We start from the raw sequence: 26882 nt of genomic DNA on the forward strand, positions 1-26882 counted from the left end.
CCGGCGCGAGGCACCTCCGCGCTCACCGCCCCAGCGCGATCGCCCCCGCCGCGGCAAAGCCGGCCACCGCGATCGCGCCGAGTACGCGGGCGAGCTCCTCCTTGCGAAAATGCACCAGCGCCTGCTCGTCCAGCCAGTGCCGGCCGCCCTCCTCGCGGATCGCGTGAAACACCGTCATCCGCGCCAGCATCCGCGTCTCACCGCGCCCCTCGGGGGCCAGCGTGATCGCACGTGCCGCGGTCAGCGCGTTCGCCGCGCGCAGCCGCTCGACCAGCCGGTTCTGCGCCCGGGTCGAATAGCGTTCCGCCGCCCGCACCACGAAATTCGCCATCGTCACTTCCCCCGTTTTCTGTCGCGCTTCTGGTGCCGGATATTCGCCGGCCGCCCACGATGCTTCAACACTCGCGGCGGACGCGCGTCGCGCCCGCTGCCGCGCACCGGCGGCGCGCCCTTGCCCTCCGCCAGCTCGAAGCGCAGCGCGCCCGACACCGGATTGGCCTCTGCCAGCCGCAGCTTGATGCGCTGCCCCAGCGTATATTCCTCGCCGCTCGTCTCGCCCACCAGCTTGCGCGCCGCCTCGTCGAAGCGGAAATATTCGCCGCCGAGATCGCTGATCGGCATCAGCCCGTCGCCGCCGACACCCTCGACGGTTGCGAAGAAGCCGAAGTTCTGGATGCCCGTGATTCGCGCGTCGACCACCTCGCCGACGCGTTCGGCGAGGAACGCGGCGACGTAGCGGTCGATCGTGTCGCGCTCCGCCTCCATCGCGCGGCGTTCGAGCTTGCTGATCGTCTCGCCCAGCCGCTCGAAATCCTCGTTGCCCGCCAGCCCGCCGGGGCCGAGCGCATAGGCGCTCGTCAGCGCGCGATGGACCAGAAGGTCGGCATAGCGGCGGATCGGCGAGGTGAAATGCGCGTAGCTGCCCAGTGACAGGCCGAAATGCCCGTGGTTGCCCGGCCCGTAATAGGCCTGCGTCTGGCTGCGCAGGATCTGCTCCATCACCTGCGGGCGGAAATCGGCGTCGCCGATCCGCTCGATGATGCGGTTAAAGGTCGCCGGCTTGATGACCTGGCCGAGCGCGAAGGGCACGTCGAACGTCTCGAGATAATCCTTCAGCGCGACAAGCTTCTCGCGCGCCGGCGGCTCGTGGATGCGATACATCACCGGCGCCTTCTTCGCCTCCAGCGCCTTGGCGGCGGCGACGTTCGCGGCGATCATGTAATCCTCGACCAGCCGGTGCGCGTCGAGCCGCTCGCGCGGCGCGACCGACAGGAGCCGCCCTTTCTCGTCGAGTGCCACTTGCCGCTCGGGCAGGTCGAGCGCCAGCGGCTCGCGCTTGTCGCGCGCCGCCAGCAGCGCCGCCCAGCAATCCCACAGATGACGCAGCGCCGTCAGCAACGCCTCGTCGACCGGCGCCTCGGCGCGACCGTCGATCATCGCCTGCGCATCCTCGTACGCGATGTTCGACGCGATCCGCACCGTCGCACGGCTGAAGCGCCACGATTTGAGCGCCCCCGCCTTGGTCACCTGCAGGTGGCAGGCGAGCGCGGCGCGATCGGCGCCCTCCTTCAGCGAGCAGACATCCGCCGACAACACCTCCGGCAGCATCGGCACGACGCGGTCGGGGAAATACACCGAATTGCCGCGCCGCCGCGCCTCGCGGTCAATCTCGCTGCCCGCCCGCACGTAGAAGCTGACGTCGGCGATCGCGACGATCGCGCGCCACCCGCCGACGTTCGCCGGATCGTCGTCGGGCTCGGCCCAGATCGCGTCGTCGTGGTCGCGCGCGTCGGCGGGATCGATCGCGACGATCGGCAGGTGCGTCAGATCCTCGCGCCGATCACCCAGCGGCTGGCGCGCCACGCGCGCCGCCTCGTCCAGCGTCTCCTGGTTGAAGACGTGCGGGATCTCGTGCTTGTGGATCGCGATCAGCGAGAAGCTCTTTGGCGCGAAGGGATCGCCCAGCCGCTCGACGACGCGCGCGGTGATCCGCGGCGGCCGCCCGGCGCGCTCGGCGAGCACCAGATCGCCCGCCTCGGCGCCGCCCGCGTCGGACACGGCATATTCGCGCCGGTCCTTCTTCTCGACGCCCTGTAACCACAGCCGGTCGCCCTCGCCGCGCAGCACGCCGATCATCTGCTCCGCCGCCGGCGCGATCGCCTTCAGCGGATGGGCGATCCAGCCGTTGCCCGCCTCCTCGGTGCGCGCCAGGATGCGCATGCCGACGCCGCTCTCGCCGCGCTTGCGCTCGCGCACGCGCAGCCGCGGCGGCGGCGTGTCCGCCTCCCACCGCTCAGGGGTCGCCCAGATCGTGCCGCTGTCGTCAACGTCGACGATACGCAGCACCGTCACCTTGGGCAGCCCGCCCATCTTGTGGAACGCCCGCCCCGGCGCGCTGTCGATCAGCCCCTCGTCGGCCATGTCCTTGAGCAGCGCCTTGAGCGCGATCTTGTCCTGTGCCGACAGACCGAAGGCGCGCGCGATCTCGCGCTTGCCCGCGGGCGTATCGCTGCCGGTGATGAAGTCGAGGATCTGCTGGCGGCTCGGCAGCCCGGCCCGTGGTTTTCGCATCCAGCTTAGATAGGTACTCGATCCCCCGCGGTCACGCGTCGATCGCTTCCTCGTCCATCCGCGCCGCATTCTCCTGGATGAAGGCGAAGCGATGCGCCGGATTGGTCCCCATCAGTCGGTCGACCAGATCCTTCACGCCGGCACGCTCTTCATATTCCTGCGGCAGGGTGATGCGGATCAGGCTGCGCGTCTTGGGATCCATCGTCGTCTCGCGCAGCTGACCGGGGTTCATCTCGCCCAGCCCCTTGAACCGCGCGACCTCCACCTTCTTGCCGCGGAACACCGTCCGCTCGATCTCGGCGCGATGCGCATCGTCGCGCGCGTAGAGCGACTTCGTCCCCGCAGTCAGCCGGTAGAGCGGCGGCTGCGCAAGATACAGATGCCCGCGCCGCACCAGATCGGGCATCTCCTGGAAGAAGAATGTCATCAGCAGCGTCGCGATATGCGCGCCATCGACGTCGGCGTCGGTCATGATGATGACGCGCTCGTAGCGCAGATTGTCGGGCTGGCAGTCCTTGCGCGTCCCGCAGCCCAGCGCCTGCCCTAGATCGGCGATCTCCTGATTGGCGAAGATCTTGGCGCTGGTGGCCGACGCGACGTTGAGGATCTTGCCGCGGATCGGCAGGATCGCCTGCGTCTTGCGGTCGCGCGCCTGCTTCGCGCTGCCGCCGGCGCTGTCGCCCTCGACGATGAACAATTCGGTCCCGCCCGGCGCGTTGGCCGAACAGTCGGTCAGCTTGCCCGGCAGCCGCAGCTTGCGCGCCGACGTCGCCGTCTTGCGCTTGACGTCGCGCTCCTCCTTGCGACGCAGCCGATCGTCCATCCGCTCGAGCACGTAACCGAGCAGCGCGCGCCCGCGGTCCATGTTCTGGCCCAGCCAATGGTCGAAATGATCGCGCACCGCTTTCTCGACCAGCCCCGCTGCCTCGGGCGAGGTCAGCCGGTCCTTGGTCTGCGACTGGAACTGCGGTTCGCGGATGAAGACGGACAGCATCAGCTCGCTGCCGACCATCACGTCGTCGGCGGTCAGATCCTTGACGCGCTTGTCCTTTACCAGCTCGCCGAACGATCGCAGCCCGCGCACCAGCGCCTGCCGCAATCCCTGCTCGTGCGTGCCGCCGTCGGGCGTCGGAATTGTGTTGCAATACCAGCTGTAGCTGCCGTCGGACCACAAGGGCCAGGCAACCGCCCATTCGACGCGGCCGGCCTCGCCGGGAAAGTCCTGCGCGCCGGAGAAGAAGTCCGCCGTCGCGCATTCGCGCCCTGCCACCTGCTCGCGCAGATGATCGGCAAGCCCGCCTGGGAACTGGAACACCGCCTCCGCCGGCGTATCGTCGGCGATCAGCTCGGCCGCGCATTTCCAGCGGATTTCGACGCCGGCGAACAGATACGCCTTGGATCGTGCCAGCCGGTACAGCCGCGCCGGCTTGAAGCCGAGCTCAGGGCCGAAGATCTCCGCGTCGGGCGTGAACGCGACCGAGGTACCGCGCCGGTTGGGCGCCGCGCCGACCGCTTCCAGCGGCCCAAGCGTCTGCCCCTTGGCGAAGCGCTGGCGATACAGCTGCCGGTCGCGCGCCACCTCAACCACCGTGTCGGACGACAGCGCGTTGACCACCGACACGCCCACACCGTGCAGTCCGCCCGACGTCGCATAGGCCTTGCCGGTGAACTTGCCGCCCGAATGCAGCGTCGACAGAATCACCTCGAGCGCGCTCTTGTCCGGAAACTTGGGATGCGGGTCGACCGGAATGCCCCGCCCGTTGTCGACGATCGTCAGCCGGTTGCCCGGCTCCAACGTCACGTCGATCCGCGTCGCATGCCCCGCGACTGCCTCGTCCATCGCATTGTCGAGCACCTCGGCCGCCAGATGGTGCAGCGCGCGCTCGTCGGTACCGCCGACGTACATGCCCGGCCGCCGCCGCACCGGTTCCAGCCCTTCGAGAACCTCGATCGACGAGGCGTCGTACGTGCCGGCCGGTGCTGCCGTGCGGAACAGATCTTGATCGGGCATTTCGTCCATATAGCCGATCCGCGCCGCGCGGCGACCTGTTGCATCGATGCAACGGTTTCCGGCGATGGTGCCGAAGCAACCTTTCGACATGCATCCTTTCGCGGGGCGGCACCGTTCCTGCGGCTATCCTCGATCAAGTCTATTCGAAAGGTTCGCGTATGAAGTCCCTTATTCTCGCCGGCATTGCTGCCACCCTGATCGCGCCCGCGGTCGCCGCGCAGACGGTCGACGACGAAACCGGATTCAACGGTATTTACATCGGCGCCGCCGGCGGCTACGACGTGCAGGGCAACGACATCGGCTCGCGCATCCTATTCGATCGCAACCTCGACGGCCGCTTCGGTGACACGGTGACGACCGCGACCGGCGCGAACGCGTTCGGTGGCCCGGTCGGTGGCTTCTGCAACGGCAGCACCCGCGCCGCCACCTCGCCGACCAACACCACCGCGCCCGCCGGCTGCCGCAACGACAAGGACGGCTGGTCGTATTACGCGCGCATTGGCGCCGATCAGCAGCGTGGCCGCATCGTCGTCGGCGTGCTGGGCGAGTTCGGCAAGAGCGAGATCAACGACAGCGTCACCGCTTTCTCAACGACGCCCGCGTCGTACGTGATGACGCGCTCGATCGAGTGGGAAAGCTCGATCCGCGGCCGCATCGGCTACACGCCCAACGACACGACGCTGTTCTACGGCACGTTCGGCCCCGGCTACGCGCGCGTCGACCGAAGCTTCTACACCACCAATACCGCCAACGGCTTCGCCGAGCGCGGCAAGCGCAACCAGTGGGGCATCACCGGCGGCGGCGGCGTCGAGCAGAAGCTTGGCCGCAACTTTTCGGTCGGTCTGGAATACATGTTCCACGAGTATCAGGACGACGACTATCGCGTCCGCGCCGGCAACTCGGGTACGACGCCTGCGACCAATCCGTTCCTGCTCGGCAACGCCGGCGGTACCGATTTCCGTCGCAGCGACGACAAGTTCCGCTGGCACTCGATCCGCGCAACGGCGGCGTTCCGCTTCTGATCGGCTGCGCTGCGGTCAGGCGACGAGTATCGCCTGGCCGCATCGCATCCCCGTAACGCTGAGGTCCGCCTCACCCAACCCGACACCAAGCGTGCCCGTCGCCGTCATCAGCAGGCGATCGAGTGCCGGCGCGATCGGCGTCAGCGCCGCACCGACACCGCGCAGCAGCGGATCGATCGGAATCGGCAACCCAATAACTTGAACGCTGAGCGACGCCTGACCGATCAGCGAGCTGACGATGCCGCCGAGCGGCTGGCTGCTCGCCACCGTTTTGCGCGACCGGGTCGCGATCTCGCCCTCGCTGAACCGCAGCGACCGCCACGGCTCGGCCGCCCCGAGCGACAGCCGGCTGCTTCCGATCACATCGATCAGCAGCGTATCCACCAGCGCCGCACGCGCGGGCACTAGCGCGGTCGAGAAATCGTCGAGCCGGCTTGTGTCGATCGTCCCGATCGCCGCGCTGCCGACATCGGTCCGTCCTTCCAGCGTCACCCCGCGCCCTGCACCTGCCGCGCAATTGATCGCAGCCAGACGCCCCTCCGCGCTCGCCAGTTCGACAAGCACCGGCAGATTGATCGACACAAGGCTGCCGAGTCCCGGCAGCGCCACCCGCGACAATAGCGTCTCGAGATATGCCCTCGCCTGCGCCGTACGCACGATCGGCGTGCCGGTTTCGGTGATCGCGATCCACGGCGACTGCTGCGTGCGTTCGCCGACGGCGAGCATCAGGCGGGTCGACGCGAGCCCCGGGATCGACGTCCCCAGATCGATCGCCACCTGCCGCCGCGGCCCGGCGAGCTGCAAGATCGCCGTCGCCAGCGCCATTGCATCGACCTGCGCGATGCCCGTGCCGCCCGCGGCCTGCCCACCGAGCGGCCCGGCGTCGATCAGCGCACCGAGCGACACTGAGGCTCCACCCGCCACCGTCGCGATCTGCCGCACCGCCGCCGCCGCGGTCGTCTGGTTGCTGCCAGTCAGCGCCTGCGCCAGGGCGTCGAGCAGCTTGGGCGTCGCCACCTGGCTCGTCAGGATGTCGCGAAACGTCACCGCGTCGAGCGTTGCGCTGCTGCGCACCAGCGGCAGCAGCGCGAACAGATCGACCTGCGCGCTCGCCAGCGCGTCATAGTCCATCGCCGTCAGCCGGACTTCGCTGCCGGTCAACGCGCCGAGATAGGCGTTGAGCAGCCCGGCATCGATGCTCGCCAGCCGCGATCCGATCGAAAAGGCGGCAAAGCGTTGACGGCGTGCCGTCGCGGTTCGGGCGATGGACACCTCGCGCGTGCCGAACACGCGCGCGAAAAATGTCGGCACCGTGCTTTCCAGCGTCACGCGCGCCGCATCAGCACCGCTGGCGCTGGCCACGAAGCGCGCCGATGGCGCCTTGGTGGGATCGGCCGAATAGGCGCCCTGTTCGACGCGCACCGCGACCGGGTGTTGCCATCCCGATCCGGTAACGATCGCCTGCGCTCGCTGCGCCGCGCCGCTGGTCGTGCTCGCCGCCGCCAGCGCGGCGGCGTCGGCGATGCCCTGCAGGCGCCGCGTCTCGAGCTGCACCGCGCCGACATCGATCGCGAAGGCCGCGAAGCCGACCAGCACGGGCATCATGCCCGCCACCATCAGCCCGACGCCGCCCCGCCGATCGCGCACCAACCGCCGCACGCCGCTGAGCGGGTGGAAGCGCGCTGCGGCCGCCGGCCGCATCACTCGATCCCGCCCTGGCGAACCGTCGCGCGCCGCTCGATCACCGGATCGGGCATCGGTACCATGCGCGCCGCGAACACGCCGTGCGTCGCGGCATCGAGCCGCAGCCGCACGATCGTCAGCTCGCCCGCATCCTCGACCGCGACGCTCATTTGCCCCGACTGCACCGCCGGCAGTTGCCGCAGTTCGCGCGCCACCGTGCCATTCGCCAGCGCAACGCGTTCCGCCGGGCTCAGCCCGCCGATCGTCGCCCGCGCGGCATCGTTTGCAATCTGCTGCACCGAATGGGCCAGCAGGAAATACTGGCCGTAGCTGAGGATACCGAGCGTCAGCAGCGCGAGCAGCGGCAGGACGAGCGCGAACTCGATCACCGCCACCCCGCGGCGGCTGTCGGCCAACGATGACGCAGTTTGTCGCACGGCTATCCCCGGTCCTTCCGGACGCAGGAATACCGCTTGTCAGCTTAGCGCCGCACTGCGCCAATCACGCCGTGATCAGCGCAGATTGCGTATGATCCTCGTACCTTGGCCGGCATGGTTTACACCATTCCGGATGCCGGGATGCGCAATCAGCGTGCGCGCGGTCCGCCGAAGGGCAGCGGCGCGGCGCGGCGATCGCGACGCGGCAATTGCGCTTGATAGGCATGGCCGCAGTGCGACACGCAATACGGGAAACCGGGGTTCACCTTGTCGCCGCAAAAGTGGAAATCGGGCTCGCCCGGATGGCCGAGCGGCCACTTGCACACCTTGTCGCTCAGTTCGAGCAGCGTCGTCTTGCCCGCAATCTCCGCGGAGGGCTTGGCCGGCACCAGCCGGCGCGGCGGCGCGGGCGTGCTCGGCGCCTGCTGCTCGCCCGGCGCCTGCCGCACGAACCCGCCCGGCCCGACCGATCGTACCATGCGCATCTGATCGACCGATCGTTCGGGCTCAAGTGGCGTGGTGATCGTGATCGGCCGGTGATCCGCCGACTGCGTGAAGACGGGGCCGGACGTCGCCTCGGGCTCGGCGTCGGCTTCGGTTTCTTCCACCTCGAGTGCCGGCTCGGGCGCAGCGGGTGCGGCAGCAACCGGCTCGGGCGCTGCCTCGACAGGTGCAGCCGCGATCTCCGGCGCCGCCGGCTCGGCCTTCGCCTCGGCGTCCTTGGGCACCACCGGCGACGGACGCGACTGCAGCCCAAGGCGATGCGCCTTGCCGATCACGGCATTGCGACTCACCCCGCCGAGCGCCTCGGCGATCTGGCTGGCGGTCTGGCCGCCTTCCCACATCTTGCGCAGCGTATCGATGCGTTCGTCGGTCCAGGACATGGGCCTCGTCGTTCCTTCACTTGGCGCCGGTTGCGGCAGGCGGCGGCAGCGACTACGCGATATCGCGATGAGCAGCCACCCCCCGATCGGCAGAGATCAATCGTTGATCAGGAGCGCGCCCGGCGTGCCGACGATCCGGAACGTCAATTGGGGCGGCCTGAAGACCCTATATGTGAAGGAGGTGCGCCGCTTCTTCAAGGTGCAGCTCCAGACGATCTGGGCACCGGCGATCACCACGCTCCTCTATCTCGTCATCTTCACCGTCGCGCTGGGCGGGCGCAGCGCGGTACCGATCGGCGGCGGCACGGTGCAGTTCGCCGATTTCGTCGCGCCCGGCCTCATCGTCATGGGCATGCTCAACAATGCCTTCGCCAATGCCAGCTTCTCGCTGCTCGTCGGCAAGATCCAGGGCACGATCGTCGACTATTTGATGCCGCCGCTGTCGACCGCGGAACTGCTCGCCGCGCTGGTCGGCGGCGCGGTGACGCGCGCCTTCCTCGTCGGCGTGACGGTGTGGCTGGCTATGCTGCTGTGGCCCGGCGTCCACATCCTGCCGCGCCACCCGGTCGCCGTGCTATGGTTCGGGCTGCTCGGCTCGACGTTCCTCGCGCTGATCGGCGTGCTGACCTCGATCTGGGCGGAGAAGTTCGATCACGCCGCGGCGGTGACCAATTTCGTCATCGCGCCGCTCACGCTGCTGTCCGGCACCTTCTACTCGGTCGATCGCCTCGCACCCGCGTTCCAGGCGATCAGCCATGCCAACCCATTCTTCTACATCATCTCCGGCTTCCGTTACGGCTTCCTCGGCATCGCCGACTCGCCCGTGCTGCTCGGCAGCCTGGTGATCCTCGCGATCGACGTCGCGCTCGGCATCCTGTGCTACACGCTGCTGCGGCGCGGCTGGCGGCTGAAGAACTGACCAGCGCAGACGGCGCCGTTCGGCACGGCGCGACGGCTCAGAAGCCCTCGGGCATCGTTACCGGTCCGACCACGCGGCGATATTCGCGCACCGCGTAACGATCGGTCATCCCCGCGATATAGTCGGCGATGTGTCGGCTCAGCGCGGGCTCGCCGCCGGGCAAGCTCGCGCGCCACTCTTCGGGCAGCGTCGCCGGATCGGCGTGAAACGCCGCGAACAGTCCGGAAACCACACCGTGCGCCGCCTCCGCCGCCTCCAGCTGCAGCGGATGGTGATAGAGATTGGCGTACATGAAGCGCTTCAGATCGCGCTCCGCGGTTCGCATCGCGTCGGAAAAGCTCACCAGCGCGCACCCCGCGGCGCGCACGTCGGCGACGCTCGCGACGCCCGCCGCCGCGACCCGGGCGCGCGTTTCGGCGATCAGATCATTGACCATCACGCCGATCTGGCTGCGTACCAACTCGCGCGTCTGCCGCCGCACGCTGACATCGGCGAAGGTCGCGCGCACGCGCTCCCAGCCTTGCGCCACCAGCGGTACGGCGAGGAGCTGATCGATTTCGAGCAGCCCCGCGCGCACGCCATCGTCGATGTCGTGATTGTCGTACGCAATATCGTCGGCGAGCGCGGCGACCTGCGCCTCCAGGCTGGCATAGCTGTCGAGCTCGAGACACGCTTGCGTATCGGCTTCGCGCAGCGCCCAGCCGGGGTGGCGCGCCGGGCCGTTGTGTTTCGCCAGCCCCTCCAGCGTCTCCCACGTCAGGTTGAGCCCGTCGAACCGCGGATAGGCGCGCTCGATCCGCATCAGCGTGCGCAGCGTATGGCCGTTGTGATCGAACCCACCCGCCCCCGCCATCGCCGCCTTCAGCGCATCCTCGCCGGCGTGGCCGAACGGCGGGTGGCCGATATCATGCGCCAGGCACAGCGCCTCGGTGAGATCTTCGTTGAGGCCTAGCGCGCGCGCGATGGTCCGCCCGATCTGCGCCACTTCCAGGCTGTGCGTCAGCCGGACACGAAAGTGATCGCCGTCGGGCGCCAGGAACACCTGCGTCTTGTGGCGCAAGCGCCGGAACGCGATCGAGTGGACGATGCGATCGCGATCGCGCTGATACGCGTCGCGCGGGCCGCGCTCTATCCCGTGCCCTGCACCACCGGACCCGCTTTGTTCTTCGTGAAGGCGGCCTTTGCTGTGCGCCGGGTCCGAAGCCCAGGGCGCCAGCGTCCTCACTTGGCGTCGAGCTTCTTCATCTTCTGGCCCTTCTCGCTGGTGAAGGGAAATGCCGATACGCCCTGTTTGGCGAGCGTGTTGACGAAAGCGCGCGCCTCGGCATCGGTCTTGAACGGCCCGGTCACGACGCGGTTGGTCGCGCGCAGCGGCGTCGAATAGGCAGCGCGGCCCTTCAGCGCCGCCGCCTTGCCCGCCGCGGCGGACCACGCCTTGGGCAGGTCGCTCTCGTTCGCGCCGCCGGCTACCTGCACCCAGATGCGCGGCGGGTCCGCCTTTGCCGACTTGGCTTCGGCCGCCGCCTTCTTGGCCTCCTCGGCCTTCTTCGCGTCGGCGAGCTTCTTCGCCTCGGCCGCCTTGCGCTCGGCCGCCGCCTTCTTCGGGTCGACCGCCAGCGGCTTCTTGACCTTGGCTGGCGCCGTCGCCTCGTCTTCGCCCGCAGCATCATCGACTGGCTTGGAGCGTCCGCGACCATTTGCACCCTTGATTGGTGCAGGATCGGCGGCAGCGAGCTTCGTGCCGTCTGCCTTCGAACGCGTCGGCTTCGCGGCAGCACCGGCTGCGGCGACACGAGCCGCTTCGGCCGCCTTTGACTGACGCGCAACCCGCTCCGCCTCCGCCGCACGGCGTGCCGCCTCGGCCGACGCGATACTCTCTGGCGTGGCGATCGACGTGCCGGGCGCTGCCGCTTGCGGCTGCGGCCTAACCGGCGCGACGCCCAGCTCCTCCGCCGGAATCGAGATACCGGCCATGATCCGGGCGAGAATCGTATCCTCGCTGACCCGTGGGACGACCGGCGTCGCTGGCGCGGTCACGGCGGCTACCTGCGTGACGGTACCGGAGCTCGCGGCAAGGCTGCCGGCGGCGGGCGACGACACTGCCGATCCGGCGCCCTGGGTTGGTGCTGCCGACAGTGCGCTCGGCGTAGCACCACCTGCTACCGGCGCCTGCGTAAGCATCGCCGGCGCCCTGGACACGCCGCTCGTGGAACGGACAGCATCCAGCGGCGATGCGGCGACCGTTGCGGTGCCCGACGACGGCGCTTGCGCAAGCAGCGTCGACGTCGCGGACGCACCGCCCGTCGGTTGGACCGCACCTGGCGACGCCGCGACCGTCGCGACACCCGACGGCGGCGCTTGCGTGAGCGCTGTGGGAGCGGCAGGCGCCCCGCTCGCCGTTCGAACAGCACCCAACGGAGACGCGGCCACCGGCGCAGCGCCCGGAATACCGCTCGTCGCCTGCGACGCAGCGCTGCCGCCCGCAACCGACGCGAGGCGCGAACCGCCAGCAAGCGGTGACGGCAACGCGGACGGCAACGAACTCGGAAGGTTCGGCGACACCGGCGCCTGCCCGCCCATCGTCGTCGCCGTTCGGTCGGTAACGACAGCCGTTCCCTGCGCACCGATCGACGAAGCGAGCATTCCCGGAGCCGACCGCCCGGCCGATTGCCCCACCGTCCCCGCCGCGGCGTTGGCCGCTACGCCTCGGCGGTCAAGCGCCGCCGTCTGCGTCACCGGCGTCGCCGCAGGTACCGACGACCCGGCCGTCAACGCCGACGGCGTATTCGCCGGCAGCGCCTGCACCACCGCGCGCGGGGCCGCGTAGGTGACGCCATTGCCGTAGCGCGGCGGCTGCATGCCATCACTCGCCAGCCGGACACGGCGGGGCGACGCGGCGCTCGCCAGCGCGACGCCCTGCGGCGTCTGCCCGTTGCGCCGCGCCAGCCGCTCCGCCCGCGCCTGTTCGCGGCGACGCTTGGCTTCCTCACGCGCCAGCTGCCGAGCTCGGCGCGGATCGGGTTTTGCCGCGACGGGCGGCGCGACGGCGGCAAGCTGTACCGGCGCTTCCGGCTGCAGCACCGGCAGCGGCGGCGTCATGCGCGCGTCGGCCATGCGCTGCGGGCTCGCGCGCAACTCGCCGAAATGCACCGCAAAGGCGCGATCGACTGCCGGCAGCGTCGCAAGCCGGGCAAAGAAAGGCCCGAGCGCCGCGCCCATCCCCGGCGGCATCATCGTACCCGCAATCTTCTCCGCCCCCGGCACGTCGCCCGTCATCGCCAGGATGAACGCCCGCACGCGCCACGCGCCGCGATCGTTGCGCCGGACGAGGTCGTCGATCTCGGTCAGCGCCGCATCGCGCTTGCCCGCAATGCCGAGCGACAATGCGTAACGCCGCTGCACCTCGTCGTTGCGATCGCGCTTCAGTGCGGCGCGATAGTCGCGCTGCGCACGCTCCTGCTCGCCGATCAAATCATAGGCCAGCCCGCGATCCCCGGCGAAACTTGCCGGATCGAGCCCATAGCCAGTCGCCTGGTCGAAATAGCGCAATGCCTCGCCGGGGCGCTCCTGCGTGACCAGGATGCGCGCCATGCCCGCCTTCACGCGCGCGTTCATCGGATCGACGTTCTCGGCGCGCTTGAACAGCGCCGCGGCGGCTGAGACGTCGCCCAGCCGAAGCGACAGTTCGCCCGCCTCGATCAGCGCGGACACGTCGCGCGGGTTCGCGCCGAGCCGGCGCATCGCCGCTGCGAGCGCATCGGCGTCCGGCGTCACACGCGGCATCGTCTGCATCGGCGCGGCGGCGAAACCCTGCGCCAGCACGGACGGCGCGCCTACCAGCGCGGCGGCGAGGATCAAGGGTCGGGTGATCAGCATGGGAAGCAATTATCTGGGGCAAACACGCTGAAACGGCAATGAACCGGATGCCCCGCGCGCGCCGAGCCGGACGCGGCGACCGACGAACGTCGGCCGCGCGCGGCCGCGCTGCTTTATTGGTTGTTCTGGCGGTGCAGGAAACGCGGAATATCGAGCGAATCCTTGCCCTCTTCCTCGTCGCCGCGCGGTGCGCCGCGGGACGCGTTCTGCATCCGCTCGAACAGCGTACCGCCAAGCTTCACGCGCGGTTGCGGCGGCACGTCGTCCGCCGCCTCGCCGCCCGACAGCCAGCGCCGCTTGGGCGCCTCGGCCGGTGCGTCCTCGCCGAAAACGCGCGGCTGCGCGGGCGCTGCCGCCGGGGCGGCGGGCGTTTCGGGAACGATCGTGTCGCTGCCCAGCAGCAGCTCGTCGCCGCCGGCCTCTTCCTCAACCTGGCGCGCGGCGGGTGTCAACTCGACGTGCGGCTGCGCGCCGGGCGCGGGCACGCCGGCGGCCATCGCGCCGGCGGCGGCGCCGCTCGGGCGCGGCGTCGCGGCGGCGGGGGCAGCAGGTGCCGCAGCGGCCGGTGCGACGGGCGCAGCGGCCGGCGTCTCGATCCGACGCGGCGCGGCGAAGCTGAACGCGCGCGCCGGCTCGGCGGCGGGTGCCTCGCTCGGCGCGATCGCCTCGATCCCGGTCGCGACGACCGAGACGCGGATCTTGCCCTCGAGCTCAGGGTTGAACGCGGAACCCCAGATGATGTTGGCTTCGGGATCGACCAGCTCGCGGATGTGGTTCGCCGCCTCGTCCACCTCGAGCAGGCGCATGTCGTCGCCGCCGGTGATCGAGATGATGACGCCCTTCGCGCCCTGCATGCTCACCCCGTCAAGCAGCGGGTTGGCGATCGCCTTCTGTGCCGCGACGAGCGCGCGGTCGTCGCCGTCCGCCTCGCCGGTGCCCATCATCGCCTTGCCCATCTCCTGCATCACCGATCGGACGTCGGCGAAGTCGAGGTTGATGAGGCCCGGCATCACCATCAGGTCGGTAATCCCGCGCACGCCCTGCTGCAGCACCTCGTCGGCGAGTTCGAACGCCTGCTTGAAGGTGGTGTTGGCGTTGGCGATCAAAAACAGATTCTGGTTCGGGATGACGATCAGCGTGTCGACGAACTTCTGCAGCTCCTCGATGCCCTGCTCGGCCGATTTGGAGCGGCGCGCGCCCTCGAACGCGAACGGCTTGGTGACGACGCCGACGGTCAGGATGCCCATGTCGCGCGCGGCCTTGGCGATTACCGGCGCAGCGCCCGTGCCGGTGCCGCCGCCCATGCCGGCGGCGATGAAGCACATGTGTGCGCCTTCGAGCAGCTTAGATACCTGCTCGATCGTCTCTTCCGCCGCAGCGCGGCCGATCTCGGGCCGGCTACCTGCGCCCAGCCCCTGCGTGATCTTCGCGCCAAGCTGGATCTTCTGCGGCGCGATCGACTGTTTCAGCGCCTGCGCGTCGGTGTTCGCAACGAGGAAGTCGACGCCCTGCACGTCGGCGCGCATCATGTTTGCGATCGCATTGCCGCCCGCGCCGCCGACGCCGATCACGGCAATCTTCGGGGTCAGCTCGTCCACCTCGGGTGCAATGAATTCGATGCCCATCGCCAAATTACTCCGTCATTTCGGGCACGAAACACTGGCCCGTCATCGCCATTAATCTTTGTGCAGCATCGCGAACCTGCGTACCAGCCGAAAAGCGGCCGTTCGCGATCAATAATTCGCCTTCGCCGCCTGAAACAACCGCCTCAGCGCGCCGAGCCCCTTCTGCCGCACCACCATCTGCTGCTGCGGCACCAGTCCGCGCAGGTCGACCGGGTCGGACGCAGCGAAGAAGGCAAGGCCGGCGAGCGTGGCAAAGCCCGGCCCGCCGTGCGCCTCGGGCAGTCCGGTCAGCCCGCGCGGCCGCCCGACGCGCACCGATCGGCCGAGCACCTGCTGCGTGTAATCCGCAATACCCTTCAGCTCCGCACCGCCGCCTGTCAGCACCACCTGCCGCCCGACCGGGCCGTCGAACTTCAGCTCCTTCAGCGCGGCCTGGATCTCCGATACCAGATGTTCCAGCCGGGTGCGGATAACCGAGATCAGCGCCGCCTTGGTGATCTGCAGCGGATCGACGTCGTCCTCCGCCACGCCGGGGCGGATGGTGATCATCTCGTGATTGTCGCGCGGCGAAGCATTGGCGGAGCCGTGAAAACACTTCATCCGCTCGGCCTGCCCGCGCGTCGTGCCGAACGCCGAAGCGATGTCGTCGGTGATGTCCGCCGATCCGATCGCGAGCGATTTCAGCCCCACCAGCATCCCGCCCGCGAACAGCGACACGTTGGTGATCCCCGCGCCGATCTCGACCAGCGCGACGCCAAGGTCGCGCTCCTCGTCACTCAGGCAGGCGAGCCCCGTCGCCACCGGCGAGGCGATGATCGATTTCACCTCGAGATGCGCCGACCGCACGGTAAGGTCGAGATTGCGCACCGGCGATCCATCCGCGGCGATGACGTGGATATGCACCCCCAGCCGGTCGGCATGCAGCCCCAGCGGCTTCTTCACCCCCGTCAGCCCGTCGAGCGTGTAGAGCGCGGGCTGCGCGTGCAGCACCATCCGCCCCTGCGGGTCGATCGCCTGCCGCCCTTCCTGCAGCAGCGCGTCGATGTCCTGCTGCTCGATACGATGACCGTTCAGTTCGACCTCGATGAACGCCTCGTCGCTGACCAGCCCGCCCGCCGAGAAGCCCGCCCAGACGTTTTCGATGTTGAGCCCGGCGATTCGCTCGGCCTGCGCCACCGCCTCGCGCACCGCTACCTCGGTCAGCGCCATGTCGGCGATGTAGCCGCGCTTGACGCCCTTCGATTCGCGCTGCCCCGTGCCAAGCACGATCAGCTCGCCGCCGTCGCCGCGCTGCGCGATCATCGCCGACACCTTCGACGTGCCGATATCGAGTGCGGTGATCAGACCTTCCGGTGCTGCCTTCGCCATTGCCTGTGCCCCTGTTCCCTGCCCCGAACCATTCGTCTTACGCGTCGCTTATCCGTGCCAGCCGCTCCGGCTCGACCGCCGCGCCGTCGCCGGCGTCGGGCACCTGATGCTCCATGTCCGCCCCCGGCTTGCGCGCCACCAGCTTCGCCGGATCACGCATGTCGAACCGCAGCCACCCCTTGCCGAGCAGCGCGCGTGCTCCGTCGAGCTGCGCGAAGCGCACCAGCGCGCTCGCCGCGCCCTCTTGCGGCAGCGCCAGCGTCTCCCCGGTGTCAAAGGTAAGGTCCCAGCGGCGGTTGCCGACCCACGTCGCCGCCTTCACCCGCGGCTTGAGCGCGGGCGCAGCGGCGAGCAATCGCTGATACGCCGCCTCCTGCCGGTCCGCCCCCGGCCCGATCACCAGCGGCAGATCGGGCATGTTGTTGCGGTCCACCGCCTCCAGCGGCACGCCCTTGGCGTCGATCAGCGTCAGATTGCCGCCGTTCTGCCAGATCGCCGCCGGCGCACGCTCGACGATGTGGATCAGCAGCCGGTCGGGAAGCCGGCGCGAGACATAGGCGTCCTCGACCCAGCCGTAAGCGAGCAGGCGATCGCGGATCTGCGTCAGATCGACGCGCAGCATCGCCGGCGGCTGATCCTCCAGCGCAACCGCGTACACCGTCTCGCGGTTCATTCGCTTGAGCCCCGTGATGTCGACCTGCTCGACGCGCAGCCCCAGCTGCCCCGTGCTGTCCGCCACCGCGGTGCCGATCGCGGCGGGCACGCCGAACCACGATGCGGTCGCGACTGCCGCGGTCCCCGCGACACCAAGGATCGTCCACGTCACGATCCGCTTCAGCGTCGCTTCGCTTACCGGCAGCATCGCGACGATCCGGTCGCCGAGCGACTTCTTAGGCGGCGGGCGGCGCACCACCGGGCGGCGCGGCGGCGTGTCGCGCTTGATCGCCCGGCTCATGCCGCGCCCTTCATCGGCTTGCGCATCGCTTCGTCGACGATCGCCTGCACGAGGTCGGGATAGCTCATGCCAATATGCCGCGCCTGCTCGGGCACCAGGCTCAGCGGCGTCATCCCCGGCTGCGTGTTTACCTCGAGCAGGAAAAGCCCGTCGACGCCGCGCTCGTCGTCCCAGCGGAAATCGGCGCGGCTGCACCCGGCGCAGCCGAGTAGCCAATGCGCACGCAGCGCGATCGCCATGCACGCCTCGGTAATGGCGTCTGGAATCGGCGCCGGAAACAGGTGATCGGTCATCCCGTCGGTATATTTCGACTGGTAATCGTACCAGCCGGTCTTCGGCCTCAGCTCGGTGACGCCCAGCGCGCGCTCGCCCAGCACCGCCGTCGTCAGCTCGCGCCCGCGCACATAGGGTTCGGCGAGCAGCTCGTCGAACTCCTGCCACGGCCCCGCCACGTCGCGGCCGATCGGATTGCCGTAATTGCCGTCCTGGGTGACGATCGCGACGCCGACCGACGATCCCTCGTTGACCGGCTTCAGCACATAGGGCCGCGCCAGCGGATCGCCGGCGTGCAGTTCCTCAGTGGTCACGATCCGCCCGCCCGGCATCGGCACGCCGTGCGGCACCAGCGCCTGCTTCGTCAGCACCTTGTCGATCGCGATCACCGATGTCGCGAGCCCGCTGTGCGTGTAGCGCAGCCCCATCACGTCCATCAGCCCCTGGATCGATCCGTCCTCGCCCGGCGTCCCGTGCAGCGCGTTGAACACCAGATCGGGCCGTGCCTCGGCGAGTCGCGCGGCGACGTCGCGGTCCATGTCGATCCGCGTTACGCGGTGGCCCAGCGATTCGAGCGCATCGGCGACCCCCGCGCCCGACGACAGCGATACGTCGCGCTCGGCCGACCAGCCGCCCATCAGCACGGCGATATGGAGCGGCGCCACGGCCGCACGATCAGCACTCACGACGCCACTCCGACCCGCTGGATTTCCCACTCGAGCGTCACCCCGCTCTCCGCCTTCACCCGAGCGCGCACCTCCTCGCCCAGCGCCTCGATATCCGCGCTCGTCGCACTGCCGAGGTTGAGGAGGAAGTTGGTATGCTTCTCGCTGACCTGCGCGTCGCCGCGCCGCAAGCCCCGACAACCGGCCGCATCGACCAGCTGCCACGCCTTGTGCCCCGACGGGTTCTTGAACGTCGATCCGCCCGTCTTCGAGCGCAGCGGTTGCGAGGCTTCGCGGCTCGCCGCGATCCGGTTCATCTCGGCCTGAATCGCCGCCGGATCGCCGGGCGCGCCGCGAAAGGTTGCGCCGACGACGATCGCGCCATCGGGCAGCGCCGAGTGGCGATAGGTGTAGCCGAGATCGCTTGCCATCAGCGTGTGCCGCTCGCCGCTTCTCAACACCACGTCGCAGTCAACCAGAACGTCGGCCGTTTCGCGACCGTAGGCGCCGCCGTTCATCCGCACGAACCCGCCGACCGTGCCGGGGATCGAGCGGAGGAATTCGAGCCCAGCGATTCCCGCATCGCGCGCCGTCGACGACACCAGGATGCCGCTCGCCCCGCCGCCGCAGCGCAGCGTCGTCGCGTCGATCCGCTCGACCGTCGCGAACGGCTTGCCCAGCCGCACGACGATCCCACGCACCCCGCCATCGCGCACGATCAGGTTGGAACCAAGGCCAAGCGCCATCACCGGCACCGCCGAATCGAGGTTGGCGAGGAACTTGGCGAGATCGTCGACCGAGCCCGGCTCAAGCAAGAAATCCGCCGCGCCGCCGCTCTTGAACCAGACGAGCGGCGCGAGCGGCGCATTCTGCCGCAGGCGTGTCGGGGTGGACGCCGGCGAGACGGCACCGCCCTGCCCCACTTCCCGCTCCTCGATCGACGAGGCGGCCGGTTGCGCGCTGTTGCTCATCGCCGCGCCGCCTCGATCGCCGGCGCAAGGCCAGCGGCCCATTTGGTGATGTCGCCAGCGCCTAGGCACACCACCTGATCGCCCGCGCGCAGGTCGCCGGCCAGCACGGCGGCGAGCGCTGCGGCGTCGGTCACCGCCTCCGCCGCGCGATGCCCGCGCCGCCGCAGCCCTTCGACCAGCGCGTCCGCATCGACACCCGCCACCGGTGCCTCGCCCGCGGCATAGACCGGTGTCACGTACACCGCGTCGGCGTCGTTGAACGCGCCTTGGAAATCCTCCATCAGATTGCCGAGCCGCGAGTAACGGTGCGGCTGCACCACCGCGATCACCCGTCCTTGAGCGCTCTCGCGCGCCGCCGCCAGCACCGCGCGGATCTCGACCGGATGGTGGCCGTAATCGTCGATCACCGTCGCGATGCCGCCGTCGAGCGCCACTTCGCCCACCTTGGTGAAGCGCCGCTTCACGCCGTCGAACTTCTGGAACCCGCGCTGGATCGTCGCATCGTCGATGCCGAGCTCGAGCGCCACGCCGATCGCCGCCAGCGCGTTCTGCACATTGTGCCGCCCAGGCATCGGCAGGTCGATCTCCTCGATCGAGCGCGTCGTCCCGTCGCGCCCGCGGATAATCGCCTCGAACCGATTGCCGCCAGGATAGGGCGCAACGTTCACCCCGCGCACGTCGGCGCTCGCCGCGAAGCCGTACGTCACGATGCGCCGGTCGCGCACGCGCGGGATCAGCGCCTGCACCTCCGGATGGTCGAGGCACAGCAAAGCCGCGCCGTAGAACGGCACGTTCTCGACGAACTCAACGTAAGCGTCCTTGGCGCGCTCGAAGCTGCCGTAATGGTCGAGATGCTCGGGATCGATGTTGGTGACGACCGCGATCGTCCCGTCGAGCCGCAGGAAGCTGCCGTCGCTCTCGTCGGCCTCCACCACCATCCAATCGCTGGTGCCGAGCCGCGCGTTCGATCCGTAGCTGTTGATGATTCCGCCGTTGATTACCGTCGGGTCGACCCCGCCGGCGTCGAGCAGCGCGGCGACCATCGACGTCGTCGTCGTCTTGCCGTGCGTGCCCGCCACCGCGACGGTCGATTTGAGCCGCATCAGCTCGGCCAGCATCTCGGCGCGCCGCACCACCGGAATGCGGCGGTTGAGCGCCGCCTCCACCTCCGGGTTGCCGCGCTTCACCGCGGTCGACGTAACGACCACCGCCGCCCCTTCGACGTTCGCCGCATCGTGCCCGATCGTCACCGCGATGCCGCGCTTGCGCAACCCCTCGATGACATAGCCCTCGGCAACGTCAGAGCCCTGCACGGTATAGCCGAGGTTGTGCATCACCTCGGCGATGCCCGACATGCCGATCCCGCCGATGCCGACGAAATGGATCGTGCCGATATCGGTCGCGACACCTTTCATCGGCTCCCTCCGATGAAAGGTGTCGCCTGTCCTGAGCTTGTCGAAGGGCCTTTCACGCGAACGCCTCCTTGGGCCGCGCGACGCCGACCGGCAGCTTGGCGCGCGGCGCATCAAGGCTCTCGACCAGATCGGCGAGATCGATTGCCGCGTTGGGCTTGCCGCAGCCGCGCGCGCGCCCGGCGGCATTCTCCAAGGCGGCGGGATCGAGCCCGAGCTTCTGCATCTGCTTGGCGAGTTCGGCCGGCGTAAAGGCGGTCTGCGGGATCGTTCGAGCGCCGCCCGCCGCAGTGATCTCGCGCGCGTTCGCCGTCTGGTGATCGTCCGTGGCCCCGGGCAGCGGCACCAGGATCGCCGGCCGCCCTGCGGCGGTCAGTTCCGAGATCGTCGAGGCGCCCGCGCGCGCGATCACCAGATGCGCCCAGCCGAGCTCCTCTGGCAGATCGGGCAGATACGTCGCCAGCGTCGCCGCGATGTCGAGCTCGGCATATTTGGCGCGCGCCGAGTCGATATCCTCGATCCGCGCTTGATGCGTCACCTGCAGACGCCGGCGGAATGCGACGGGCAGCATCGCCAGTCCCTCGGGCACCACCTTCGACAGCACGCTCGCGCCCTGCGATCCGCCCGTCACCAGCACGCGGAAGATGCCGTCTTCCTCCAGCAGCGGATAAGCCTGCGAACGAAGCGCGAGGATGCTGTCGCGCACCGGATTGCCGACATGGTGTGCCTTCGCCGCATAGGCCGGCTTCAGCCGCTCGGTCGTAGCATAGGAGGTGGCGATCGCATCGACGCGCCCGGCGACGAGGCGGTTAACTCGGCCAAGCACCGCATTCTGCTCGTGCACCGCGGTCGGGATCTTCTCCGCGAACGCTGCCGCCAGCGCCGGGAACGCCGGATAGCCGCCGAAGCCGATCACCGCCGCCGGCTTGAACGTGCGGTACAATTGCCGTGCCATCGCGCGACCGCGCCACATCTCGCGCGCGGCCTTCGCCCAGCCGATCGGCCCGCCCGAGAAGCGCCCGGCGGGCAGCACGTGCGTCTGCACGCCCTCGAAAAGCCCGGGGAAGCGCACGCCGCGCGCATCGCTGACCAGCGCCACGCGATGCCCGCGCCGCATCAGCTCCTCGGCCAACGCAGCAGCCGGCACCATGTGCCCACCGGTCCCGCCCGCCGCGAGCACGAAATGCCGCGCGCGCGTCACTGCGCCGCGCCCCAGCGCGTGACGTACGGGCTACGCAGCAAAAACGGATTGCGCCGGGTAAAGGCGAGCAGCAACCCCATCCCGATCGACAGCGCGATCATCGACGAGCCGCCGTAACTGATGAACGGCAACGTCATTCCCTTCGAAGGCGCGAGGCCGGTATTGACCGCCATCGATACCATCGCCTGCACGCCGAACTGAGTCGCGAGGCCCGATGCGGCGAGCAGCTTGAAGCTGTCCTGCTCGTCGAGCATCTTGACGAACACGCGCACCACGATCGCGAGAAACAGTACCGCGATCACCATGCAGGCGATCAGCCCGAATTCCTCGCCGATGACGGAAAAGATATAGTCGGTATGCGCCTCGGGCAGGCCGAACTTCACCGTGCCCGCACCCGGCCCCGTACCGGTCCAGCCGCCCGACGTCAGCGTCGCGTGTGCCGCGTCGGTCTGGAAATGCGCGCCTTCCGCCTCGTTGGGATCGCGGAACAGGAACGCGTCGATGCGCGCGCGCGCCGTGCCGTAGAACAGGTACGCCGCGCCGACCCCCACCGGCGCCATCGCGAAGAACGCCGCCAGCGTGCGGATCGGCGTCCCCGCGATCATCAGCAGCACCATCCACACCGTCGAGAAGACGATCGTCTGCCCGAAATCGGGCTGCAGCATCAGCAGCCCCGCCACCGTCGCGGTCATCGCAAAGGTGATCGCGGTCAGCGGCAGCCCGTCTTCCTTCGATCGCAGCGACAGCAGCCACGCCACCGTCACGATGAAGCACGGCTTCAGGAATTCGGACGGCTGGAACTGCGCGATGCTGACACCCAGCCAGCGCTTCGCCCCGTTCACCTCGACGCCGACGCCCGGGATCAGCACCACCACCAGCATCGCGCCGAAGCCCGCCGCGCCGATCACCGCCGCGCGCCGCGCCACGTTCGCGGGCAGCATCGAGATGCCGATCATCACCGGCAGCGACACCGCCACCCACATCACCTGCCGCCAGAAATAATAGAGCGGCGCGATCTTCAGCTGCTCGCCCGAATAACGCACCGCGCTCGCCGGTGATGCCGCAGCGACCGCGAGCAGCCCGACCGCGATCAGCGCAAAGGTCAGCAGCAGCAGCACGCGGTCGGTATCCCAGAACCACGTGCCCAGCGGCGATCGATCGCCGCGCCCGCCGCGTTCCTTCAGTCGTCCGCGGAACCCCGCCCTGGTCGACATGTCGTTCAAGCCAGCCCCCCTACCGCTTCACGAAATGCCTGCCCGCGATGCTCGTAATCGCGGAACTGATCAAACGATGCCGCCGCCGGCGACAGCAGCACCGTGTCCCCCGGCTGCGCCTGGCGCGCTGCGCTGGCGACCGCGGCGGCCAGCGTCCCTGCTTCCTCCACCGCCACCTTGCCTTCCAAATCGCGCGCGAACACCGCGCCGGCCTCGCCGATCGTATAGGCGCGCACGACATGGGTGAGCTGCGGCACGCAGGCGTTGAGATCGTCGCCTTTCGCCCGCCCGCCGACGATCCAGTGCACGCGATCGAACGCGGCGAGCGCGGGTGCGCTGCTCTCCGGGTTGGTCGCCTTGCTGTCGTCGACGAAGGTAACGCCGTTCACCTCGGCCACCTTCTCCATCCGGTGTGGCAGTCCGCCGAAGCTCGCCAGCCCGCGATCGATGTCCGCCTCGCCGACGCCCAGCGCCTGCGCCACGGCGATCGCCGCCAGTGCGTTCTGCGCATTGTGCGGCCCCTGCAATGCCGGCCAGCCGCGCTGGTCCATGCACACGCCCGGCGCGATCTTGGTTAGATGTTCGGCACGGGCCGACAGGCTGCGCGCGATCGCCGCCGAGGCCGCGTCGCCGATCCCGATCACCGCCTCGTGATCGGGGGACTGCATCGAGAACAGCCGCGCCTTGGATGCGGCATAGCCCTCGAACCCGTCGTAGCGGTCGAGGTGATCGGGCGTGATGTTGAGCAGCACCGCCACGTCGCAGTCGAGGCTGCGCGTCAGATCGATCTGGTAGCTCGACAGCTCGAGCACATAGATCCCGCCCGCCACCAGTGGCTCCTGCCCCAGGATCGGCAGCCCGATGTTGCCGCCCATCAGCACCGGCATGCCCGCCGTCTGCAGGATATGCGCGACCAGCGCTGTCGTCGTCGACTTGCCGTTGGTGCCGGTGATGCCCACCACCTTGTGCGGCGGCAGCGTGCCCCTAGCCTCGGCGAACAGCTCGATATCGCCGACGATCGGCACGCCCGCCGCGCGTGCCTGCGCCACCAGCGGATGCGTGTTGAGCGGGACGCCGGGCGAAACGACCAGCCCCGCCGCGCCCTCAAGGTTCAGCGTCGCAAGGTCGTGGACGATGACGCCGTCGATCTCTTCGGCCCGCGCGCGTGCCTCGGCATCGCTGTCCCACGCGACGACGTGTGCGCCCGCCGCCGCCAGCGCGCGCACGGTGGCGAGCCCCGACCGCGCGAGGCCGAGCACCGCATACCGCTTACCGGACCAGGCGGGCGACGTAATCACCGCAGCTTCAACGTCGACAGGCCGGCGAGCGCCAGCACCAGGCTGATGATCCAGAAACGGATCACCACCGTCGGCTCGCTCCAGCCCAATTGCTCAAAATGATGGTGGATCGGCGCCATGCGGAACACGCGCTTGCCCGTTCGCTTGTACCAGAACACCTGAATGATGACGCTCATCGCCTCGACCACGAACAGCCCGCCGATGATGCCGAGCACGATCTCGTGGTGCGCGACAACGGCGATCGTGCCGAGCGCGCCGCCCAGCGCAAGGCTGCCGGTATCGCCCATGAACACCGCCGCCGGCGGCGCATTGTACCACAGGAACGCGAGCCCAGCGCCGATCATCGCCCCGCAGAAGATCGCCAGATCGCCCGCGCGCGCCACGTGCGGGATGCCAAGATAGTCGGCAAACTTCACGTTGCCGGCAAGGTACACGATCAGCATGAACGCCACGCTGGCGATGATCACCGGCATCGTCGCCAGGCCGTCGAGCCCGTCGGTCAGGTTCACCGCATTGCCGAACGCCACGATCGTGAAGGCGGCGAAGATCGGGTAGAACAACCCGAGTTCGATATAGGTGCGGTTGGTGAACGGCAGGAACAGCCCCGTCCCGTTCTCGTAGCTGATGATCCACGCCGCGATCCCGGCGATCGCGAATTCGAGCAGCAGCCGCGTCCGGCCGGAGACGCCCGCCGTGCTCGCCTTTCGCACCTTGTCATAGTCGTCGAGGAAGCCGATCGCGCCGAAGCCCAGCGTCACGAACAGGCACGCCCAGACGAACGGGTTCCGTAGGTCCATCCATAGCAGGATCGACAGCGCGAGGCTGGTCAGGATCATCAGCCCGCCCATCGTCGGCGTGCCGCGCTTGGCGAGGTGCGTCTGCGGCCCGTCGGCGCGGATTGGCTGCCCCTTGCCCTGCCGCACGCGCAGCCAGCCGATGAACTTGGGACCGATGATGAGGCCGATCAGCAGCGCCGTCGCCACCGCCGCCCCGGCACGGAACGACAGGTAGCGGATGAGGTTCAGCCCGCCGGGAAACCCGAGCTGCTCGGCGATCCAGTACAACACTAAAACATGCCCCCAGCGAGCGCCGCGACGACCCGCGACAGCCCGACCCCGTTCGATCCCTTGACGAGCACCGCGTCACCCGGCGCGAGCATTCCCGGAAGAACCTCCAGCGCCGCCGCAGCGCTGGGCACATGGACGAAATCGGTCCGTCCCTCAAGCGCCTGCGCGAGCGGCGCCATCGCTTCGCCGACGAGCAGCGCCGCTTCGACGCGTGCCGCCACGATCGGCGCGGCGAGCGCAGCGTGATAGTCCGCCGAACCCGCGCCCAGTTCGCGCATCTCGCCTAGTACCGCGACGTGCCGCCCGGGCTCATTGGCGAGGACCGCCAGCGTTGCCGCCATCGATGCGGGATTGGCGTTGTAGCTCTCGTCGATCACCAGCGCTTCGCCGCCCGGCACGCGCACCATCTGCCGCGCGCCGCGCCCCGCGAGTCCGCCGAGTTCGCCCAGCGCCAGGCCTGCCAGCCCCAGATCGCCATCCACCGCGTCGACCGCGGCGATCACCGCCAGCGCATTCGATACCCAATGCTGGCCCGGCTGCGCGATGGTGAAACTCAGTTCGCGCTCGCCGACCTTGGCGGTAACGAAGGTACCGCCGGTCTTGAGCGGCATCGTCTCGATCGGGCGCACGTCCGCCTCGCGCGACAGGCCGAACGTCACGATCCGCGCCGCATAGGGCGCTGCCGCCGCGATCAGCCGCTCGCGATGCGGGCTGTCATAGGGGACGATCGCGACGCCGCCCGGCTCAAGCCCCTGAAAGATCTCCCCCTTGGCGTCGGCGATGGCGCTTTCGTCGGGGAAGAATTCGGTATGCGCCGGCGCGATCGCGGTCACGATCGCGACGTGCGGACGGACAAGGGTCGTCAGATGCGCCAGTTCACCGGGGTGGTTCATCCCCATCTCGAACACGCCGAAGCGTGTCGCCGCCGGCATCCGCGCCAGGCTCAGCGGCACGCCGGTATGGTTGTTGTAACTCTTGACCGAACGGTGCGTCGCGCCGCGCGCGCCGCGCTCGAGCGCCGCGAACAGCGCCTCCTTGGTCGATGTCTTGCCGACCGATCCGGTCACGCCGATGATCCGCGCGTCGGTACGCGCGCGCGCCGCGCGGGCCAGATCCTCCAGCGCCGCAAAAGTGTCGCCGACGCGCACAGCGGGGTGCGCCGTTTCGGCCGAAACGATCGCCCCGGCGGCCCCTTGCGCGAACGCCTGATCGAGGAAGCGATGGCCGTCGGTCGCCTCGCCCGACAGCGCGACGAACAGGTCGCCCGCGCCCACCTCGCGCGAATCGAACGCGACGCCGCCGGCGGAAAAGTCCGCCGACGCGGTGCCGTCGGTGGCGACCGCGATGGCGTCCGAGGTCCAGAGCGTGTCCATACGGCCCTATAGCATCCGCGGCGCGCCGGTCGCGCGCCAATCGATCGATCGCCGCCT

Annotated in this window: 21 protein-coding genes; 2 read left to right on the forward strand and 19 right to left on the reverse strand. The window is 69.3% G+C overall.

The genetic code is table 11. From position 1 onward, the window contains the following. Positions 1-22: 22 nt before the first annotated feature. Genes B7L05_RS01835 through parE form a run of 3 tightly spaced genes read right to left on the reverse strand, consistent with a single transcriptional unit; the run spans position 23 to position 4582 of the window. Complete coding sequence (locus B7L05_RS01835; RefSeq protein WP_144037082.1) at positions 23-331, reverse strand: hypothetical protein; 309 nt, start codon at positions 329-331, stop codon at positions 23-25. A 2-nt stretch (positions 332-333) separates the two neighbouring features. Beyond that, entirely contained in the window at positions 334-2571 is a 2238-nt protein-coding gene (locus B7L05_RS01840; RefSeq protein WP_144037083.1) for a ribonuclease R family protein, read from the reverse strand. A gap of 31 nt (positions 2572-2602) precedes the next feature. Further along, complete coding sequence (gene parE / locus B7L05_RS01845; RefSeq protein ID WP_085809040.1) at positions 2603-4582, reverse strand: DNA topoisomerase IV subunit B; 1980 nt, start codon at positions 4580-4582, stop codon at positions 2603-2605. A gap of 158 nt (positions 4583-4740) precedes the next feature. On the opposite strand from parE, the gene B7L05_RS01850 reads away from it, so the two are divergent. Continuing rightward, the gene (locus tag B7L05_RS01850) at positions 4741-5604 is read left to right on the forward strand and encodes an outer membrane protein (RefSeq protein WP_085808534.1); all 864 of its coding nucleotides are present in this window, start codon (positions 4741-4743) and stop codon (positions 5602-5604) included. Positions 5605-5619: 15 nt separating this feature from the next. Here B7L05_RS01850 and B7L05_RS01855 read toward each other — a convergent pair whose 3' ends face one another. The 3 genes from B7L05_RS01855 to B7L05_RS01865 all read right to left on the reverse strand — a co-directional run bounded on the left by B7L05_RS01855 (position 5620) and on the right by B7L05_RS01865 (position 8608). Then, entirely contained in the window at positions 5620-7305 is a 1686-nt protein-coding gene (locus B7L05_RS01855; protein WP_085808535.1) for a pilus assembly protein TadG-related protein, read from the reverse strand. Next, on the reverse strand, positions 7305-7703 hold the full coding sequence (locus tag B7L05_RS01860) for a TadE/TadG family type IV pilus assembly protein (RefSeq protein ID WP_179187093.1): 399 nt from the start codon (positions 7701-7703) through the stop codon (positions 7305-7307). The genes B7L05_RS01855 and B7L05_RS01860 overlap by 1 nt, the downstream gene beginning before the upstream one ends. 170 nt (positions 7704-7873) lie before the next feature. Next, entirely contained in the window at positions 7874-8608 is a 735-nt protein-coding gene (locus B7L05_RS01865) for a GcrA family cell cycle regulator (protein ID WP_085808537.1), read from the reverse strand. Between the two features lie 67 nt (positions 8609-8675). On the opposite strand from B7L05_RS01865, the gene B7L05_RS01870 reads away from it, so the two are divergent. Next, positions 8676-9527, forward strand: a complete 852-nt coding sequence (locus B7L05_RS01870; RefSeq protein WP_085808538.1) for an ABC transporter permease — start codon at positions 8676-8678, stop codon at positions 9525-9527. Positions 9528-9564: 37 nt separating this feature from the next. On the opposite strand, the gene B7L05_RS01875 is transcribed toward B7L05_RS01870, so the two are convergent. The 13 genes from B7L05_RS01875 to murF all read right to left on the reverse strand — a co-directional run bounded on the left by B7L05_RS01875 (position 9565) and on the right by murF (position 26825). After that, positions 9565-10752 (reverse strand): deoxyguanosinetriphosphate triphosphohydrolase, encoded by a 1188-nt coding sequence (locus B7L05_RS01875; RefSeq protein ID WP_085808539.1) that lies wholly within the window; start codon positions 10750-10752, stop codon positions 9565-9567. Then, positions 10749-13403, reverse strand: coding sequence for an SPOR domain-containing protein (locus B7L05_RS01880; RefSeq protein ID WP_085808540.1), 2655 nt, complete (start codon positions 13401-13403; stop codon positions 10749-10751). Before B7L05_RS01880 ends, B7L05_RS01875 begins: the two co-directional genes overlap by 4 nt. Before the next feature lie 113 nt (positions 13404-13516). Beyond that, positions 13517-15028 (reverse strand): cell division protein FtsZ, encoded by a 1512-nt coding sequence (gene ftsZ, locus B7L05_RS01885; protein ID WP_085808541.1) that lies wholly within the window; start codon positions 15026-15028, stop codon positions 13517-13519. A gap of 108 nt (positions 15029-15136) precedes the next feature. Further along, positions 15137-16396 carry a cell division protein FtsA gene (gene ftsA / locus B7L05_RS01890; RefSeq protein ID WP_085808542.1) on the reverse strand — a complete coding sequence of 420 codons (1260 nt, stop codon included), beginning with the start codon at positions 16394-16396 and terminating at the stop codon, positions 15137-15139. A gap of 37 nt (positions 16397-16433) precedes the next feature. Further along, positions 16434-17351, reverse strand: coding sequence for a cell division protein FtsQ/DivIB (locus tag B7L05_RS01895; protein WP_085808543.1), 918 nt, complete (start codon positions 17349-17351; stop codon positions 16434-16436). Then, positions 17348-18310 carry a D-alanine--D-alanine ligase gene (locus B7L05_RS01900; RefSeq protein ID WP_256926566.1) on the reverse strand — a complete coding sequence of 321 codons (963 nt, stop codon included), beginning with the start codon at positions 18308-18310 and terminating at the stop codon, positions 17348-17350. The genes B7L05_RS01895 and B7L05_RS01900 overlap by 4 nt, the downstream gene beginning before the upstream one ends. Beyond that, positions 18307-19260: a UDP-N-acetylmuramate dehydrogenase gene (gene murB / locus B7L05_RS01905; protein ID WP_085809042.1), complete on the reverse strand. Its 954-nt coding sequence runs from the start codon at positions 19258-19260 to the stop codon at positions 18307-18309. The genes B7L05_RS01900 and murB overlap by 4 nt, the downstream gene beginning before the upstream one ends. Next, complete coding sequence (gene murC / locus B7L05_RS01910) at positions 19257-20675, reverse strand: UDP-N-acetylmuramate--L-alanine ligase (protein ID WP_085808544.1); 1419 nt, start codon at positions 20673-20675, stop codon at positions 19257-19259. The genes murB and murC overlap by 4 nt, the downstream gene beginning before the upstream one ends. A gap of 52 nt (positions 20676-20727) precedes the next feature. After that, positions 20728-21873, reverse strand: a complete 1146-nt coding sequence (gene murG, locus B7L05_RS01915) for an undecaprenyldiphospho-muramoylpentapeptide beta-N-acetylglucosaminyltransferase (protein WP_085808545.1) — start codon at positions 21871-21873, stop codon at positions 20728-20730. Continuing rightward, a complete protein-coding gene (locus B7L05_RS01920) occupies positions 21870-23087 on the reverse strand; it encodes a putative peptidoglycan glycosyltransferase FtsW (protein WP_085808546.1) in 1218 nt (405 codons plus the stop codon). The genes murG and B7L05_RS01920 overlap by 4 nt, the downstream gene beginning before the upstream one ends. Before the next feature lie 5 nt (positions 23088-23092). Next, positions 23093-24385: a UDP-N-acetylmuramoyl-L-alanine--D-glutamate ligase gene (gene murD, locus B7L05_RS01925; RefSeq protein WP_085808547.1), complete on the reverse strand. Its 1293-nt coding sequence runs from the start codon at positions 24383-24385 to the stop codon at positions 23093-23095. Continuing rightward, positions 24382-25452 carry a phospho-N-acetylmuramoyl-pentapeptide-transferase gene (gene mraY, locus B7L05_RS01930; protein WP_085808548.1) on the reverse strand — a complete coding sequence of 357 codons (1071 nt, stop codon included), beginning with the start codon at positions 25450-25452 and terminating at the stop codon, positions 24382-24384. Before mraY ends, murD begins: the two co-directional genes overlap by 4 nt. Next, positions 25452-26825 carry a UDP-N-acetylmuramoyl-tripeptide--D-alanyl-D-alanine ligase gene (murF, locus tag B7L05_RS01935; RefSeq protein ID WP_085808549.1) on the reverse strand — a complete coding sequence of 458 codons (1374 nt, stop codon included), beginning with the start codon at positions 26823-26825 and terminating at the stop codon, positions 25452-25454. Before murF ends, mraY begins: the two co-directional genes overlap by 1 nt. Positions 26826-26882: the final 57 nt, after the last annotated feature.

This window comes from Sphingomonas sp. TZW2008 (assembly GCF_002117915.1).
Lineage (GTDB): Bacteria > Pseudomonadota > Alphaproteobacteria > Sphingomonadales > Sphingomonadaceae > Sphingomonas.